14 protein-coding genes are annotated in these 17,191 nt (G+C 44.4%); 1 reads left to right on the forward strand and 13 read right to left on the reverse strand.

Annotation, left to right across the window (positions count from 1 at the left end):
* Positions 1-104 precede the first annotated feature (104 nt).
* The 12 genes from MKY99_RS23535 to gpr all read right to left on the reverse strand — a co-directional run bounded on the left by MKY99_RS23535 (position 105) and on the right by gpr (position 15,307).
* Entirely contained in the window at positions 105-596 is a 492-nt protein-coding gene (locus MKY99_RS23535; RefSeq protein ID WP_042194380.1) for an N-acetyltransferase, read from the reverse strand.
* A gap of 93 nt (positions 597-689) precedes the next feature.
* Entirely contained in the window at positions 690-1,862 is a 1,173-nt protein-coding gene (gene hemW / locus MKY99_RS23540) for a radical SAM family heme chaperone HemW (protein ID WP_339266624.1), read from the reverse strand.
* Positions 1,863-2,074: 212 nt separating this feature from the next.
* Positions 2,075-4,324 (reverse strand): FAD-dependent oxidoreductase, encoded by a 2,250-nt coding sequence (locus MKY99_RS23545; RefSeq protein ID WP_339266626.1) that lies wholly within the window; start codon positions 4,322-4,324, stop codon positions 2,075-2,077.
* A 19-nt stretch (positions 4,325-4,343) separates the two neighbouring features.
* The gene (locus MKY99_RS23550) at positions 4,344-5,171 is read right to left on the reverse strand and encodes a carbohydrate ABC transporter permease (protein ID WP_076284811.1); all 828 of its coding nucleotides are present in this window, start codon (positions 5,169-5,171) and stop codon (positions 4,344-4,346) included.
* Positions 5,172-5,234: 63 nt separating this feature from the next.
* A complete protein-coding gene (locus tag MKY99_RS23555; RefSeq protein WP_231573337.1) occupies positions 5,235-6,119 on the reverse strand; it encodes a sugar ABC transporter permease in 885 nt (294 codons plus the stop codon).
* A 91-nt stretch (positions 6,120-6,210) separates the two neighbouring features.
* Positions 6,211-7,515: an extracellular solute-binding protein gene (locus MKY99_RS23560; protein ID WP_339266629.1), complete on the reverse strand. Its 1,305-nt coding sequence runs from the start codon at positions 7,513-7,515 to the stop codon at positions 6,211-6,213.
* A 95-nt stretch (positions 7,516-7,610) separates the two neighbouring features.
* Positions 7,611-8,378, reverse strand: coding sequence for a response regulator (locus MKY99_RS23565; protein ID WP_149647635.1), 768 nt, complete (start codon positions 8,376-8,378; stop codon positions 7,611-7,613).
* Entirely contained in the window at positions 8,363-10,168 is a 1,806-nt protein-coding gene (locus tag MKY99_RS23570; protein WP_339266632.1) for a histidine kinase, read from the reverse strand. Before MKY99_RS23570 ends, MKY99_RS23565 begins: the two co-directional genes overlap by 16 nt.
* Before the next feature lie 108 nt (positions 10,169-10,276).
* Entirely contained in the window at positions 10,277-12,091 is a 1,815-nt protein-coding gene (gene lepA, locus MKY99_RS23575) for a translation elongation factor 4 (protein WP_036677511.1), read from the reverse strand.
* A 134-nt stretch (positions 12,092-12,225) separates the two neighbouring features.
* Positions 12,226-12,711, reverse strand: coding sequence for a hypothetical protein (locus MKY99_RS23580; protein WP_339266634.1), 486 nt, complete (start codon positions 12,709-12,711; stop codon positions 12,226-12,228).
* Between the two features lie 64 nt (positions 12,712-12,775).
* Entirely contained in the window at positions 12,776-14,149 is a 1,374-nt protein-coding gene (locus MKY99_RS23585) for a stage II sporulation protein P (protein WP_339266635.1), read from the reverse strand.
* A 156-nt stretch (positions 14,150-14,305) separates the two neighbouring features.
* Complete coding sequence (gpr, locus tag MKY99_RS23590; RefSeq protein ID WP_042191024.1) at positions 14,306-15,307, reverse strand: GPR endopeptidase; 1,002 nt, start codon at positions 15,305-15,307, stop codon at positions 14,306-14,308.
* 310 nt (positions 15,308-15,617) lie between these two features.
* Here gpr and rpsT point away from each other — a divergent pair, with 310 nt between their 5' ends.
* Positions 15,618-15,890, forward strand: a complete 273-nt coding sequence (gene rpsT / locus MKY99_RS23595; RefSeq protein ID WP_042130412.1) for a 30S ribosomal protein S20 — start codon at positions 15,618-15,620, stop codon at positions 15,888-15,890.
* Between the two features lie 247 nt (positions 15,891-16,137).
* On the opposite strand, the gene holA is transcribed toward rpsT, so the two are convergent.
* Positions 16,138-17,157: a DNA polymerase III subunit delta gene (holA, locus tag MKY99_RS23600; RefSeq protein ID WP_042191027.1), complete on the reverse strand. Its 1,020-nt coding sequence runs from the start codon at positions 17,155-17,157 to the stop codon at positions 16,138-16,140.
* Between the last annotated feature and the right edge of the window lie 34 nt (positions 17,158-17,191).

Here is a 17,191-nt window from a genome sequence, read left to right on the forward strand (position 1 = left end):
GTTATCCCCTCCTATCGGCTGTTGGCTCCGATTCGTTAGCACTCGACTCAGATGAGTGCTAACCACTAATACAAAAATACCAAACTGACATTGACATTGTCAAGTCAGTTCAGCATCTTAAGTACTGCTATTTCATCGCAGGCATGCTGCTTTTTACAATTCACGCAATCTGTCCATACCTTTTCGGGAAAAATCTCTTTCTCAACAACTTCGAATCCGTTTCTAAGAAAGAAATCTACGGCGTAGGTTAGTGCCATGACCTTAGGGATTTTCTGGTTTCTGGCTTCCTCAACCAACTTCTCTAAAATCATTGAGCCTACACCTTTGCCCTTACCTTCGTCATTCAGACCGATCGAGCGAATCTCTACAAGATCATTCCCGAGTCTGAAGAGTGACCCACAGCCAACGAATCTGCCGCCAATTTCTGCAACAACGAATTGATCGATCTGGCGTGTCAGCGCCTGCCTGGAACGGGGCAACATGATCCCGCGCTGTGCGTATTCTTCTATCATCAGATACAACGGTTCAACATCTTCTATCACAGCATTTCTGCAAATCACCTGTGCGTCTCCTGCTGGAGACGAATGGCGGATCATTTCCGTCTTGGCAAGCACTTTAATTCACCCCTCTGTTGATAATATGAATAAATATACAACAGAGTGAATTACAATTCAAGGGGTATTTTAAAATTAAACTTCTGTCAGTGCGCCTACAAATTCCGCGAAAACATCGTTCCCGAAAAGGATCCCTTGCTTGCTGAGTCGGTAAGTCCCCTCTTCGTGCTCAAGTAGACCCGCATGCAGCATCTTATGCAAGGATTTCGCAAATACATCCTCTATCGAACGCCCAAATTGCGCTTGAAAAGCCTCATTTGAGACGCCTTCATGCATACGTAAGCCAACCATCATAAAGTCCTCCATCGCTTCTGCTTCAGTGATTGGGTATGCGTCTAATCGAGGCAACCCTTTACGTGTAGCTTCAACATAAGGATTTACACCCTTAACATTAATATGACGCTGGCGCCCCACATATCCATGTGCACCTGCCCCGAGACCATAATAATCTTCATTACGCCAGTAAGTGATATTGTGACGACTCTCCATACCTGGTTTTGCGAAGTTACTGATTTCGTATTGGTTATAGCCTGCTTCCTTCATAGATGACATCAACAAGAGGTACATTTGCAGTTCATCTTCTTCATTAGGAAGAGGAAGTATGTTCTTATTAAATAGGGTGTGAAAAAGAGTGTTCTCCTCCACCTTCAAGCTGTAAATAGAATAGTGGGGTAAATCAAGCTCCAAGGCCTTACGAATACTTTCGCCCAGCATCTCTACAGTTTGGTTCGGCAAACCAAACATAAGGTCAACCGACAGGTTGTTAAGACCAACTGCACGAGCATTCTCCAAGCTGCGGTATACATCGTCAACATTATGAATCCGGCCAATACCCGTAAGGAGTTCGTTCTGAAACGCCTGAACACCAAAGCTCACCCGATTCACGCCGCCTTCTTTCATAACCGTCAACTTATCTATATCCGTAGTTCCCGGATTTGCTTCCATAGAGAACTCGATATCTTTATCCCAGTTTGGGAAATGTGTCCGAACTGATTTTAGAAAATAAGCCATCTCATCCGGCTTCAGTACTGTTGGGGTACCACCGCCGACAAAGATCGTTTTGATAACTCCCGGTGGAGTGTTCTTGACGGTCAGCTCCATTTCTCGATCCAAGGCTTGGAGATAATCCATAACCGGCTGATCCTTGAGAACGTAGGAATTAAAATCACAATAAAAGCACTTATTGGTACAAAAAGGAATATGAATGTATACGGCCTCAGGGGGACGGCCATTAGTATTCGTGGTCATTAGCTGTCTCCTTTATATAAAAATATCGTTTGACTAGTGTAATCTAAAAAACAAGAAAAGGGAAGCCTGACGGCTTCCCTCCAAGGGCGATCATTTATAAATGATCTCTATTTTAAAATACAAAAAAGTATAAGTTTTACGTTATCCTATATATTTTGTATTTCTCGCAGAAACGGATACCGTCCCTATAAGGACGGCTAAGCCGTTTCTTCTTAATATATCCGCATTTCCACGAGTTCTGCACGTTCTCCTCCGTTGGTTTCATGAACAACGATCCGAACAGCATCCGTAAGGACAGGCTTCTCTAAACGATGTACGTTCTTCCGGCGATGATTGTCTTTGACGCGGAACATGACTTGCCACACGTCATCAATGAGTAACTCTACATCGTAAGCCTTTACTAGTTCAGGAATCACTAGAAATGGCGTTTCATGGTGATGTAAGTTGATAAGATCCTCATTAACATCATCGTTAAAGGTAAAATGAATTTCAGAGACTGAAGCAGCATCCGGGAGACGCGCCTCTACCCACTCCGTTCTACCAGCAGTCATCGGCTCAGAAACCCAGCTATGTGGCCCTGCAAAAGGTCGAACATACCCGTCAGTGACTTTGGATGCAGCATATGCGGATGTTTCTACCGCAAAGCAGAAATGCCTGCGTACAAGCTGTTTCATGCTCCACTCCATCACCGGCTGATCTGGCTGATGATCCTCCAGCGCTGAATCGACTACAGGTTTAACGCCTCGCTCAAATGTAATAACACCTGTGATTGGGGTTTCTGAAATATGCAATTGAATATGCTCATTAGCTCGAATAATAGCGAAGATATTACATTCGCCGATTGAACTCCACTGCTCCTCTTGTACCGGAACATCAATACATTGCTGCTCTCCAGCTTGTACTATTACAACATCAACCTGTCTACACTCTGCTGGAACGTAATTTTCCGCACGCCCAGTCGTCCATAGCTCAACGGTCAACTCTGACTGAGTACTTGCTGACACAAGCAGCTTCAACCCAAGGATATTTCCTTCAACCGGAAACAATATTCCTACGTCATGAGAAAGCTCATAAGCTTCAGCTGGTCGATCCAGTACTATGCCTTTCATCGTACTGGACGCATGAATCTCACTATTTCTCGCGAGGTCTAGCGGATCTTCGTTGCGCAATCCAATAATCGAAGCATCTTGCTTTAACATCACCTGTTGCAATTCATGCATATGCTGCTTGCGAATTTCACGAGGGGTTACACCTTTGATGACGGATAATGCTGCACCTGCTCCAGCCGCTTCACCCATGATCGCACAGGTTGCCATGACGCGTGTTGTTCCAAAAGCCACATGAGATGCGCTGATATTCCGACCCGCGAAGAGTAGATTTCGCACATTCTTCGAATAGAGCGAACTAAATGGAATATGATAAATCCCATCCGCATGCAGATGTTTCGAGCCGCTCTCTTCTGCGTACATCCCTTGCGGTGGATGCAGATCAATCGACCATCCTCCGAATCCAATCCGGTCTTCAAATTCACGCTGCGCAAGAATATCATTTTGCGTTAAGATCGTATCGCCAACAAACCGTCTGTATTCACGTTTACCAGGAATTGAGCCAACCCACTCCAGCGTCATATTTTCGGCATCAAAATGACCTGAGTTTTTAATGTAATCCCAAATCCCATAAATAACAGAGGATAGCTCATCACGTATACGTTCATTCTCATCCACTGTATCAAGCTCACCGCCCCATTCAATCCACCAGTAGTGACAGCCTGAATCTCCACTCCGAATGACCCGACGGATCGGAATCGACGTTGTTGTAATATCCTTCGCGAACGATGGAGCAACATAACGTACCGGTTTTCCTGTATCCTGTGTATAAAACAATAATGTACTGCCTAATGTAATGTTATCAGGCACTTCAGGTGCCCATTCCTCATTAAATTCATGGCGGGCTTCACGTCCTAATCGGAAATCAGCTCCTGCCAGGAAGCCAACCAAACCATCGCCCGTGCAATCGATGAACGCCTCACTCTTGAACGTAATCAACCGCTCAGATCCCATCATCCAACCAATCACACTGCGAATCGTCCGATCCTCTGCCTCACCTTCCGCTTCCACTTCGCGTACATCGGTATTTAGAAACAGGCTGATATTCGACTCTGCCTTCACGGCTTCGAGTAAGGTTAGATCCCATAAGTATGGATTTCCCTCCGGGTTCCGGTATTGATTCTCGATGAATAACTCACCCATAATGCCTGTCTCACGTGCATATCGATTTACACCATGTCCTGTTGCACCACATACCCATACCCGAACCTCTGAACTCGAGTTACCACCAAGTACAGGACGGTTTTGCACTAGTGCTACCTTTAACCCTAGGCGCGCTGCAGCGATCGCCGCGTTCATTCCTGCAAGTCCACCACCGACCACTGTTACATCGGATTTAACCATTTCTGTTCTCATGTTAGTACTCCTCCTATAGTTAGCCTTTCACAGCCGAACTTGAAATCCCTTGAATAATGTATTTCTGACCCACAAAGAAGATAATAATCATTGGAATAATCGCAGCCGATGAAGCAGCCATCATCCCGTTGTAGTCCACATTGTTCTCAAGAATAAAATTCTGCAATCCAAGCGGAATGGTATATAGTTTAGGGCTTTGCAAGAATACAAGCGCATTCTCATAATCATTCCATTGCCAGGAGAAATCGAGAATAGCAAACGTTGCTATTGCTGGCTTCGCTAATGGCAGAATTAAGCGGAAAAATATCTTATAATGCCCCGCCCCATCCAAAAAAGCGGATTCCGTAATTTCCTTAGGAATGCTCATAAAGAACTGCCGAAGCATAAATACACCGAAGATTGAGAACATGGCTGGTAAGATCAGCGCCCAATGCGTATTGTAAATCCCAACCCAGTTAAACATGATAAACTTTGGAACAAAAAGCACCTGAGGTGGAACCATCATCATGGATAGATATATGACAAATAGTCCATCTCGACCTTTGAACGAAGTACGTGAAAATCCGTAAGCGGCAAGGGCAGATAGAAACACAGCCCCCACAGTTCCAATAATTGAAATCTTAAGTGAATTTAAATAATACGGAACAAAATCATGACTTCCTGTCCACACCCGAATATGATTGCTCCAGTTGAGAGATGAAGGCAGCCATTTGTTAAACACCTCGGCAGGTGTCTGAAAGGATGTGCTGAGCATCCATAGGAAAGGCACAATCATAAATAGTCCTAGAACAAACATGATGATCGTTACTGGCAGTTTCACCTTCATGTTTCCTGCTTTTTCATTCATACCGCCTGCTCCTTTAAATTATGGTTTCGGGGCCCCCCGCAAAGCATCACTTTGTGGGATCATTTAGTAATGAACCCAGCGCTTTTGGCCGATCCACTGAATGACTGTAATGACGAGAATGACGGCGAACAAGAACCATGAAATGGCTGAAGCGTATCCCATATCGTAATAACTGAATGCTGTTTTATAAACGAATAGTGATAAGACCGTCGTACTTCCGCTAGGACCTCCAGCCGTAATGGCTTGAATTATCGAGAACGATTTCATCGTCATAATTAATCCGGTAATCATTAATAAGAAAGTTGTGGGACTAACAAGAGGCCATACAATTTTCCATGTTGTTTTGAATGTGCTTGCACCATCGATCCGGGCAGCTTCCAGCTGTTCTGTCGAAATTTCCTGTAATGCAGCTAAATATATGATCATATTGTAGCCAAGCATCAGCCAGATTTGTACGATATCAATGGCATACATTGCGGTTTCCGTATCCGCAAACCATCCTGGCGGCGATGTTATGCCAATCCAGCGAAGCATTTCATTGATGGGTCCCTGTGAAGGCTGAAATAGCAGCATCCAGACAAATGCAACGGCTACTCCACTGGAGATATACGGTAGGAAGAACATTCCACGTAATACGCCTTTAAGATACACACTGCGGTTTAGAAATAGCGCTACAATAAATGCGAGCACCATCGATACTGGAACCGATATCAGGAATATCACCGTATATTTGATCGAGGCATAGAAATTATCGTCATGGAACAATCGTTTGAGATTATCCAGCCCAGTAAATTGCCAATTCGGATTTGAAAATTGATAATTCGTAAACATGAGGACAAAGGAATAGATTGCAGGAATAATAAAGAATAAGAGAATACCAATCATATTCGGAAGAATAAAGGTCATGCCGATCCAGCCTTGTCTGTCCATCCAGCTTCTCCGCTTCACGGTATCGCCGCCTTTCGTATGCTGAAAAATGGGTACACGAAAGAGAAGAACGAAGAAATCTTCCTCCTTCTCTTTTGTGCTAACTATTTCATTATTTCAATAACTCTTGCGAACGGGTTTGCATATTCTTCATCGTGGTTTCAATATCTTGCTTATTTAAAAAGTATTTTTCATACTCTTCTTTACGTGCATCAATGGCTTGTTGAGTTACATTTAGCTGGAAGGACGGGAATTTGCCGAATACAATTTTATTCATTGAATCTGTATCATATTTGTCTTCCACACCCTTCATGAGAAGGCTCATTGCTTCCTTACTATCTACACTCTTAGAGGCTGGAATACGACCACCGCTTGCCATTGGCAGCATACCGCCATCCGCATACCATTTTGCGAACTCCCAAGCTGCGTCCAGATTCTTGGATTTCGCATTAAGAGAAAGCATGTCACCCACACCGCCCGAATATTTATAATCCTTTTGATCTTTATTCACTTTTGGAATAGCGGCGAACGCGGTTTTGAAATCATGCGGATAGTCTTTCAAGTTGTTCGCATTTCGGAAAATAAACTCACCTGCTGCCAGCATTGCCGCTTTGCCTTGCAAGAACATGGTGTCAACCGGCATTTTACTGGTCAGTTGCTCGCCATATTCCGGTGTGGATTTGTCCACGAACATCATGTTATGCAATATTTCCAGGTGTTCTTTCCATAGATCATTCCCAAAGTTTGAAGTACCATCCGCCTGTTTCACACCCATTCCAGCAAGCGTACCGTCCATCGTTGTTGAGAAGGAGGAATCTGCCTGCAATAATCCGTACACACCAGGCTTCGTTAGCTTCTTCGCATACTCCTGAAGATCTGACCAGGTCCAGTCCACCGCAGGAATCGGTAATCCTGCTGCATCCAGCATATCTTTGTTCAACCACACAAACGCCATGTTTTTCTTTGTAGGAATCCCATAGTACTTATCATTGATTTTCCACATTGCTGCGTCCTCGCCGATCTGGCTGTCGATATCATAATCTGTTTTCGTGCTTAGATCCAAGGCAACGCCTGCATCCATACGTTTCTGTAAATGAGCAAGATCGTAGTTCATGAAAAGGTCTATGTTTTGATTGGTCATCAAGGCAGTATCCAGCTTTAAGTTTCCAGCATCGTCATTTACATTACGGATATACTCGACTTGAATGTCTGGATGATCTTTATTCCAGTTATCAACTACAGCTTGAGGCCCGGCTTCTGCCGGAACTGCCCCCCACATCGTAAGCTTTATTTTCTCCTTTGCTGTTTGTCCATTTGCACTGCCCTGCGCATCATTACTTCCACTAGTACCACAACCAGCCAGCATCGTACCTGCTAATAAGACAGAAAGCACTGCAGGATACCACTTTTTCTTCATCGATATCTTCCCCCTTGGAAGGATTATGTGTTGTGCTCTACGTCTATAACTTTATCATCAGAGCGGATTCTGGGGGATGAACTACATTTGGGAAACTATAGAACGTTTTTTGGTTCTTTGCGAAATTCATTTGGCGTGACGCCACACCACTTTTTGAAAATTTTAATAAAATAATTATCGTTCTCAAAGCCCACCTGCTGCCCAATCTCACTAATCGTTAGCTTCGTCTCTGCAAGCAGCATTTTTCCAGCCTGAATACGCCGCTCTTGAATATAATTCGTCAAAGTTTTCCCTGTCTTTTTCTTGAATAAGTCACTTATATAGCTGGCATCCATTCGTATCAACTCTGACATGGATTTAAGCGAGATGTCCTCAGAATAATGCTCTTCAATATAAGCAATTATTTTGTTCATCTCCACATGATCTGTCGGTCCCGTTTGTTGCTTCTCAGGAAACCATTTATCGGCCTTCTTCATCTTCACCATTCGCTCCAGCTCGGCATGAACCTTATCCATGGTCTGCTTCAAACCTTGGAGATCTAAAGATAGCTTCAGAATGTAGTCCGAAGCCCCAAATACGAGCGCTTGCCGGGCGTATTCAAATTCACTCAACGCGGTCAACATTACAAATCGGCAGTCGAAGCCTTCCTCTCGCGCAACTTGAAGGAGCTTCACCCCATCCATCACTGGCATATTGATATCCGTCACTACCACATCTGGATGAAGCTCACGAATCATTTGCAAGCCTACTTCTCCATTCTCCGCCTCACCTATAATTTCAAACGGGATTCCAGCCTTTAAGAATAACTTCCGTATACTTTTAACCGCGGGTTGTTCATCATCCACAATTAACGTTCTCCACATGTGAGCTTACCTCCATCGTAAGGTTTTGAAATAAGAAGTGGAAAATGGATAATCACTTCAGTTCCTGTGTCTGATGATACAATGTCCATGCCTGTCCGTTGATTCTTGAACAACAGCTCTAAGCTCTCCCTAATATTCTGAACACCGATTCCTTGTCGTTTCCGTGCAGTCTTATTCAGCTGTGCTCTATCTATCCCCATGCCGTTATCTTTAACCTGCAGATATAGTTGCTGTCCAGTCACCTTAGCGGAAATATCAATTTTCCCTTGTTTCACAGACTGACCGAAGCCGTGAATCAAGCTATTTTCAATTAAGGGCTGAAGACAGAATTTAGGGATTAATGCGTATTGTAGTTCCTCGTTGATATCATATTGAATCTCAATCCCATGTCCGAAGCGTTGCCGCTGAATCTCCATGTAAGATTCAATTAGTACAATCTCATCCTTTAACAGAATCAAATCCACTTCCGTATTTAAGGTTGTTTCCAATATTTTGCCTAGTGCAACACAAATTCCATAAATTTCATCATCATCTTTATCTAAGGCGATGCTCTTTATAGTATTCAATGTATTTAGTAGGAAATGTGGATTCATCTGCGAAAGTAACACCTGAAATCGAACGAATTGCTTCTGTTTTTCTTCAAGCTGAAGACGCTGCAACAGTTCATTTAAATCATGGATCATTATATTGAAACTCTGAGTCAGTGCAAGAATCTCTCCCCGCCCTTGCTCGGGTAATTTCATTTTGAGATTCGTTTTAGCGGTCATCTCCATCTTCTTCTGCAGCTTCTTTAGCGGCACTGTAATCGTCGATGATATAAAATAAGTTAATAGAACAAATAGCAGGAGTATGACTCCAAATACAGCAAAAAATCGTTGCTTCTGCTTATACACCTCAAGAAATAGCTGTGCTAGCTGTACCTTTTTAACGACATAACCATTTAACTCTTCGATGTAGCTGTATGTGTATAAGCTTTTCTCCTTCGGATCGATGATGGATGCAGCACGCTCTATCTGCCGTTGGTGGTCACTCTTCACAATACTCTGCGCAATATCTGGAGAAAAGGTCTCATCCTTATCCGGATTAAGCATCATTCTCCCTGAGGCATCGAGCAGAAAAAAAGCCCCTTCCTGCTTACTCCCTAACGTTGATCTAGTAAACCACTCCTCATAATCGATACTTAGTCTTGCATAGGCATAAATGTTAAAACCATTATCACGCATAACCTCATAGAGGCTAAGCATTTTCTTACTTGTTGTACTTTCCCGGACCACATTGTTCTTGTCATTCGGATTCCATATATATCGATTCGCTCCTTCTCGCTTCAATGCTTGAACCCAATCTTCCGATTGGATTTCGTCGTAGCTCAAGGTTTCCCTCGGCATAAAGGAAGTGTATGCGTTTCCATGAAGGTCGATTAAAGTATAATACACCGTCGCTCCACTCATGAAGAATGTATTTTCAATCGCTCCAAACTTGTTTTCAACGAGCTTTTTTCTCGTGATTTCATCAGATTGCTCGGGATTCTTCATTATCGATAAAATCGTTGTATCTTGTTCGAGTAATGACCCTGTTTTCATAACGAGACTCATGAGATCAACAAAACCATTCTTAATCCCAATAAGCTGCTCTATGTTCTTCGTTTCCGCATTATCCTGCAGCATTTGTTCTGTCTCTTTGAAGTTATACAGTACGAGCATGGCAATGGGTGTTAGTACCAACAGTAAGAAAGCTAACAAAATCCGATTCTTAAAGGTACTTGGCGTAAGTTTCAAATATAATCGTTTCAAAAGAGGACTCCCCTTACAGTGTATGTGCTTACAATCCTTCCACCCTATTGTAATCTTCTCCTGCGCAAAAAAATAGAGCCGGGATATTCTCCCGGCTCTACCTAATTTCTACTCGTCGATCTTCAGTACTGCCATGAATGCTTCTTGTGGTACCTCTACGCTACCTACTTGCTTCATGCGTTTCTTACCTTCTTTTTGTTTCTCTAGCAGCTTACGCTTACGCGAAATATCACCGCCGTAACATTTTGCAAGTACGTTTTTGCGCATCGCCTTAACGGTTTCACGCGCAACCACCTTCGTACCCACAGAGGCTTGAATCGGCACTTCGAACATTTGACGAGGGATAATCCCACGTAGTTTCTCACAAATGATACGACCGCGGTTGTATGCACGATCACGGTGAACGATAAAGGACAAGGCATCGACCTGCTCATTGTTAAGCAAGATATCCATCTTGACCAGATTCGAACGACGGTATCCGCAAATTTCATAGTCGTAAGAAGCATATCCTTTCGTACCGGATTTCAACTGATCAAAGAAATCATAAACGATCTCTGACAGCGGAATCTCGTACGTAATCGTTACACGATTAGTATCTAGATATTCCATATTTACGAACTCGCCGCGTTTGTTCTGGCACAGCTCCATTACAGTACCTACGAAGTCGTTAGGCACAATGATCGCTGCTTTAACATATGGCTCTTCAATGTAGTCAATCGTTCCGATTTCCGGATAATGTGACGGGTTGTCGATCTGAATCATTTCGCCATTGGTCAGCATAATTCGATAAATAACACTCGGTGCTGTTGTAATTAGCGGCAAATTGAACTCGCGCTCAATCCGCTCTTGAATGATCTCCATATGCAAGAGTCCAAGGAATCCGCAACGGAAACCAAATCCAAGCGCGCTCGAGCTTTCCGGCTCAAAGCTTAGCGAAGCATCATTAAGCTGGAGCTTCTCCAATGCCTCACGAAGATCGTTATAATCGGAGGTCTCAATTGGATACAACCCGCAATATACCATCGGGTTGATCTTACGGTAACCTGGAAGCGGCTCAGCAGTAGGATTCTTTGCGTCAGTGACAGTATCACCGACACGGGTATCTCCAACATGCTTGATCCCAGCTACGATAAATCCAACATCCCCGATGTTCAATTCATCGACAATGGTCATACGCGGCATAAATGCGCCAACTTCAATGACCTCGAAAGTCTTCTCAGTTGCCATCATCTTAATCTTCGATCCCGCACGGATCTTACCGTCCATTACGCGCACATAGACGATAACGCCTTTGTAAGGATCGTAATGAGAGTCAAAGATCAATGCTTTAAGCGGCTCTTCTGAATTACCGGATGGCGCAGGAACCTGCTTCACCACCTGCTCCAGAATTTCCTTGATCCCGATACCGGCTTTGGCAGATGCCATAACCGCTTCACTGGTATCCAGCCCGATAACATCCTCAATCTCCTGCTTTACCCGGTCAGGGTCAGCGTTTGGCAAATCAATTTTGTTAAGCACAGGTAGGATTTCAAGGTTATTATCCAGTGCTAAATACACATTGGCCAGTGTCTGCGCTTCAATTCCTTGAGCCGCATCCACAACCAGCAGTGCGCCTTCACATGCTGCAAGACTGCGGGAAACTTCATAGGTGAAATCGACGTGTCCCGGTGTATCAATCAAATTGAGATAATACTCTACACCATCGTCTGCACGATAGGTTAAACGCACGGCTTGCAGCTTTATTGTGATACCACGTTCGCGCTCCAGATCCATCTGATCGAGTACCTGTTCCTGCATTTCACGCGTGGTTAGTGCCCCCGTGTATTCCAAAATGCGGTCAGCTAGTGTCGATTTACCATGGTCTATATGTGCAATAATCGAGAAATTGCGAATTTGTTGTTGTCTTTTCTGAACGTCAGTCATTCCTTACCCCCACAGACAGCCTGATATTAATCCACTTATTATAACAGTACAAGCTTACTCCATCAATCCCGCCCTTACGTAAAACAGAAGAAACAGCTATTCACGTACCCGTGAAATAACTGTTTCTCCTGAAATCATTGTGATTCTTCCGCCGAATCGAACAATGAGACTACCCAGCGTATGCCCTTCTGAGAAGCTTGCTGCAGAAGGCCTGCCGTTTTATCCGCTATCACATCGACTGTCGGCTTTTGTTCCTCAGGAATCAGAATCTGCTCTGGAGTTTTCGTATTATACCCATCTACCACCTTCTGTGGAAGATCTGTAGTTGGCGCAGGATTGCTATTCTGAGGCAATGGAGAAACAGGCGTATATGCACCTGTGAGAGGGTCGATCATCATCGGAACATACACATAAGTCTGCCCACCTTGTGTAACCCCATTCTTAATCGGCTGTGATTGCATGCCCGTCACTTGACTGGTTGGCGTAGTCGATAGGTCGGTCCAGCCTGGCAGCAGCTTAGAGACGGTTGCCCCTCCGCTGCCACTAAACTGCATACCTAAGAGTATGCCGACCCCTGCCCAAATACCGACCATAACCAGTTTTTTACCGAAACGAGACATGTAAGCCACTCCTTTTTAAATACTTGGTAATAAAGCTGTTTATTCTAAATTAAATGTCTGTAGCTTAAGAAGCTCCGTTCGACTTTTGAGGTGCTGTAGCATTGGTTTGTCCCTTGCTCTCTTGGGTTGTGGGATTCGTCGCCTTGCCAGCAGCGTTTACCTTCTCCGAGTCATGACTGCTCCAGTACACATCCGCAATAGCGTCTGCCAAAATATCAGCCGTACGCTTTAATTCCTCTGCTGTATTATCAATACCGCCCACTTCAATCAAGACACTGTTAGGCGAGAGGGTTTGATTGTACTCTCCGTTGTTTCCTTTACCCGCAGCTTTTCCCCATATCCCGCGAGATATTCCTGGGTAGCCCTTCTCAATCGTTTGATGGATCTTGTTCGCAAACTCTTCGTTCTTCTTCCAATCTTTATTCGCATGTCCAATGATAAAATACACCTGAGCGTAACTTTTCCCATCAATCACTGCAGTTGTTTTGCCATGACGCTGCGAGTCGCGGTGAATGTCGATAAGTTCACTCATTTCTTGGTTTGAGCTCATTGCAGATTTAACCAGCATTCGAGAGTATTTGTAGGAAAAATTCCAGTTATAGTCGGCAATTTTTGTTAGAAAATCTTCTTTGGCATGAACTGTACCAATCCCGCGTTGTTCCAATCTTTTCGTAATATATGATCCTACCAGCATTACATTTTTAGTTGAAACCGCAGAGCTTGGATTTTCGTTCGCTACTCCTAGTAGAGGGTTATAGGCCTCCCGAGGATGTGAATGATAGATAAGGATCCGTTTAACTGAGGTGTCCTTGGTATTATCTGTCTCGCTTTGCGGATCACTCTTATCCGTACCTCCCGCAGCTCCTGATGGCTCAGGAGACGGAGCTATTGTCGCTTCAGGCTGCTGTGCTGGAGTATCTTCGGGCTTGTCCACTTCGTTTGGAACCGATGGATCAACCTCTTCCCCTCCACCTTCAGCCAGTTCATCCGTTCCCGGATGATAATCAACAGGAGCTCCTGTAGAGCCACCCGAGCCTTTTCGCAAAAGAAATGGATCATCCGCTGCCAAGCCTGGCACTTCACGAGAAACTAGACTCTTCGGATCACTTGGATTCACACTGGTCAGCAATTGAAATACAAAGGAAGTCACTTTTTCACCTGAAAAAGCAGAAGGCTCTTTACCCTGCGGTAAATGGGGTACCTCCATCCCCAACAGCTCCATGAAAAATCCACTCGATAGGGAGGCCGCAAGCCCCTTCATAGATGGAATGGGTGAAGAGTTCAACTTCTGTCCGGCCAATCCACCAGCGCCAAGCAGCATAAAAAATACTAGCGAACCTCCGGCCAACAGCAGCATCGTTCTTCCCAGCGATAAAGCATCCAGCACTCTTCCACGTAAACGGCCGATGTTCCAAAGCTGAAACCATTTTTTATTCATTATATTTATGTCCTCCTCCAGCCCTCTGTAATCTCTTATACTCCAAATCTATGAGTGAAAGAGAAATAGTAGAACCCTAAATGAGAGAATAGACATAGAGTCCGGCGAGATACTGTACATCAGCATCCCGCCGGACTTGTGCTAGCTATGATTCAACTAGTGGGTATAAGCGCCGACATTCTCAGGATCGACCGCATCATGCAGGGCCGCGTTCAGACCACTGGCTACAATATTGGCGATGCCTTCAATAAATTCATCGATTTCCTTAGGTGTAACGATCAAATCATGTCCTAGTGGCTCAAGTACTTCCTTCACTAGTGACAATCGTTCCTGCTCAGAAATATCGTCTAGCATCCCCATAATTTCCTTGGTGTGACCAGCTCCTTGCCCGAAATGATTCTTCATCATCTCCAGTACATTATTTACAATGGTCGAAGCATAGCAAACTGTAGGAACACCGATAGCAATACAAGGAACACCCAGAATTTCCTGCGTCAATCCGCGCCGTTTATTACCAATCCCCGAACCGGGGTGGATACCGATGTCGGCAATTTGAATCGTCGTATTGATCCGTTCCAGCGAACGGGATGCCAGCGCATCAATGGCAATAATAAGATCCGGCTTTGTACGATCCACGATCCCCTGTACAACCTCACTCGACTCGATACCGGTCAACCCTAACACCCCGGGAGCAATAGCACTTACCTTACGGTAGCCTGGAGAGACCTGATCCGGCACGAGCTCATAAAATTGCCGAGTAATGAGCGCATTCTCCACCACCAGCGGCCCCAATGAATCTGGAGTCACATTCCAGTTACCGAGTCCAACGATCAGTACAGATGCATCCTTACCAATCCCAATCCTAGTCAGGAAGTCCTCGAATTCGCGAGCAAAGACTTCAGCTACTTTTTGCTGCAAGCCAGTATCTCCATTGCGCAATGCTGGTACCTCAAGCGTGACATAATTTCCAATCGCGCGACCTATCGCCTGTGATCCGGCAGCGTTAGCCACACCAAGCCGGGTAACTTTTATCCCATCAGACTCTTCCACTTCTTCGTTTACACCAGGGATTGGCGTCCTTTGCGGCCCTTGAGCCATTTCCTTTGCCTCTAACGCCAAGTCCGTGCGTACCGAATATAGCTGCAGATCCGGTTCCATTGTTCCAGCCTCCTAAAAGTTTTGTAAGCATCGCTCCATTGAATTACTTCGAGCAAAACTTGCTTCGTAAGCGATACTTAGTTTTGTGAGCAGACACTTCCTTGAGTTACTTCTAACAAAAACTCAAATTGCAAGCTTCTGCCTATGCTCTTTTGTCGATAGTGTGCGAGAGAAAGCCCTTGTTTATGCAGGTTAAAATGGTTTAATTTGAAAGCTTTAAGTATTGCTTTTTACTACCGGTCATGCTAAACTATTTTAAGTTGTGAATCATTTGATAATGATTTCGAATGTCTTACAGGAGGTGAATGCAATGCCAAATATTAAATCCGCGGTTAAACGCGTAAACACGAACGAAAAACGCCGTGCACTGAACGCTTCCCAAAAATCCGCGCTTCGTACAGCTGTGAAAACTGCTGATGTAGCACTGACAGGTACGGAAGTTGAAACTGCTCAAGCTGCTTTCCAAGCTGCTTCCAAAAAGCTGGACAAGGCCGTAACTAAAGGTCTGGTTCATAAAAATGCGGCTGCCCGCAAAAAATCCCGCTTGGCGAAGAAATTGAACGCTCTTAAGGCTCAAGCCTAGGACGACATTCATAATGAGCAATTGAAGAACCTGACCGCTATGTTTCATACGGTTGGGTTTTTTTGTGCCTACTATTCTATAAATATAAGTAATAGTTTCCTTTAGACGTTAGTTGAATGAAAAAAACCACCTTAGGAAGGTAGTTTTGTTAAATGATCAACTTTTCTCTTTTGAATAAGTTACTTTCATTCCGATTAGACATTTTTCATAGATGGATCATCTCCATATACTTTTTCCACTGCTTTGTTCAAGTACCTAGCCGCAACATAAACAACTCCAGACCAAGCACTTTATCTATAGCTCCTGTCTTCATCTTATAATCCAGATCAGCTAGTGCACTTAAAATTTGCCGCAGACGTTCACTTGAGAACTTGTGGGCCTGCTCCCCTGCAAGCTTTACTGCATAAGGATGAAGTCCAATCTGAGAGGCAATCTGACCTTGCGAATAACTATGTGCTGATAAATCCTTCACCTGCAAAATAATTCGGAACTGCCGTGCAACCAGCGCAGCAATCTTAATGGGTTCTTCCCGCTGCTTCAACAGCTCATACAGCGTATCAAGCGCCTTATCTAGACGCAGATTAGCGATATCCTCTACAAGCGTAAACACATTTTGTTCCGTTCCGCGATGCACCAGACTCTCTACTGCTTCTGCGTCTACGGTTCCGCCCTTACCAGCGAACAAACATAGCTTGTCCATTTCCGCGGATAAGCCCTGCAAACCTGTCCCGGCATTAGTGATAAGAATCTCTGCGGTGCCAGGTGCCATCGTACACCCCCGCTCACGAATCCCTTTCTCTACCCAGCGCAGCAGTTCTTCTGCCCCTAGCGGGTTGAAAGCTAATACCGTACCCGCCGTTTTAACAGTCTTCACAATTTTCTTACGCTCGTCCAGCTTGTCACTATTCACCATAAAGACGATCACACTGAAATCTACAGGATGCTGCAAATAATCACTTAAAATATCTATACGATGCTCAAGTTTGGCATTTTCTTTTCCCGCTGTAAATAACGATGCGTCCCGCACCAGCAACAATTTACGTTCTACCATAAAAGGTACAGTCTCAGCTTCTTCTACCACAGCCTGCACCGGCGTCTCAGAGAGATCAAAGGGAATAACCGCAAAATCGCGATCCTCTTTGGCAATCAGCTGGTCTTCCAGCAATGCCGCGAATTCATTCATTCGAAATTTTTCACTGCCGTACAAAAGGTACAGCGGTGAGATTTTCCCTTGTTTGATTTCTTTTATCGCCGTTTTGGCATCCATTCCGCCACTTCCTTTTCCATTCATCTAGCCCAAT

The sequence above is a fragment of the Paenibacillus sp. FSL R5-0470 genome, from assembly GCF_037975205.1.
GTDB lineage: Bacteria > Bacillota > Bacilli > Paenibacillales > Paenibacillaceae > Paenibacillus_AQ.

Coding starts and splice junctions, on each gene's coding strand:
- MKY99_RS23535 (WP_042194380.1), bottom strand. CDS start 596: ATGATCCGCCATTCGTCTCCAGCAGGAGACGCACAGGTGATTTGCAGA.
- hemW (WP_339266624.1), bottom strand. CDS start 1,862: ATGACCACGAATACTAATGGCCGTCCCCCTGAGGCCGTATACATTCAT.
- MKY99_RS23545 (WP_339266626.1), bottom strand. CDS start 4,324: ATGAGAACAGAAATGGTTAAATCCGATGTAACAGTGGTCGGTGGTGGA.
- MKY99_RS23550 (WP_076284811.1), bottom strand. CDS start 5,171: ATGAATGAAAAAGCAGGAAACATGAAGGTGAAACTGCCAGTAACGATC.
- MKY99_RS23560 (WP_339266629.1), bottom strand. CDS start 7,515: ATGAAGAAAAAGTGGTATCCTGCAGTGCTTTCTGTCTTATTAGCAGGT.
- MKY99_RS23565 (WP_149647635.1), bottom strand. CDS start 8,378: ATGTGGAGAACGTTAATTGTGGATGATGAACAACCCGCGGTTAAAAGT.
- lepA (WP_036677511.1), bottom strand. CDS start 12,091: ATGACTGACGTTCAGAAAAGACAACAACAAATTCGCAATTTCTCGATT.
- MKY99_RS23580 (WP_339266634.1), bottom strand. CDS start 12,711: ATGTCTCGTTTCGGTAAAAAACTGGTTATGGTCGGTATTTGGGCAGGG.
- MKY99_RS23585 (WP_339266635.1), bottom strand. CDS start 14,149: ATGAATAAAAAATGGTTTCAGCTTTGGAACATCGGCCGTTTACGTGGA.
- gpr (WP_042191024.1), bottom strand. CDS start 15,307: ATGGAACCGGATCTGCAGCTATATTCGGTACGCACGGACTTGGCGTTA.
- rpsT (WP_042130412.1), top strand. CDS start 15,618: ATGCCAAATATTAAATCCGCGGTTAAACGCGTAAACACGAACGAAAAA.
- holA (WP_042191027.1), bottom strand. CDS start 17,157: ATGGATGCCAAAACGGCGATAAAAGAAATCAAACAAGGGAAAATCTCA.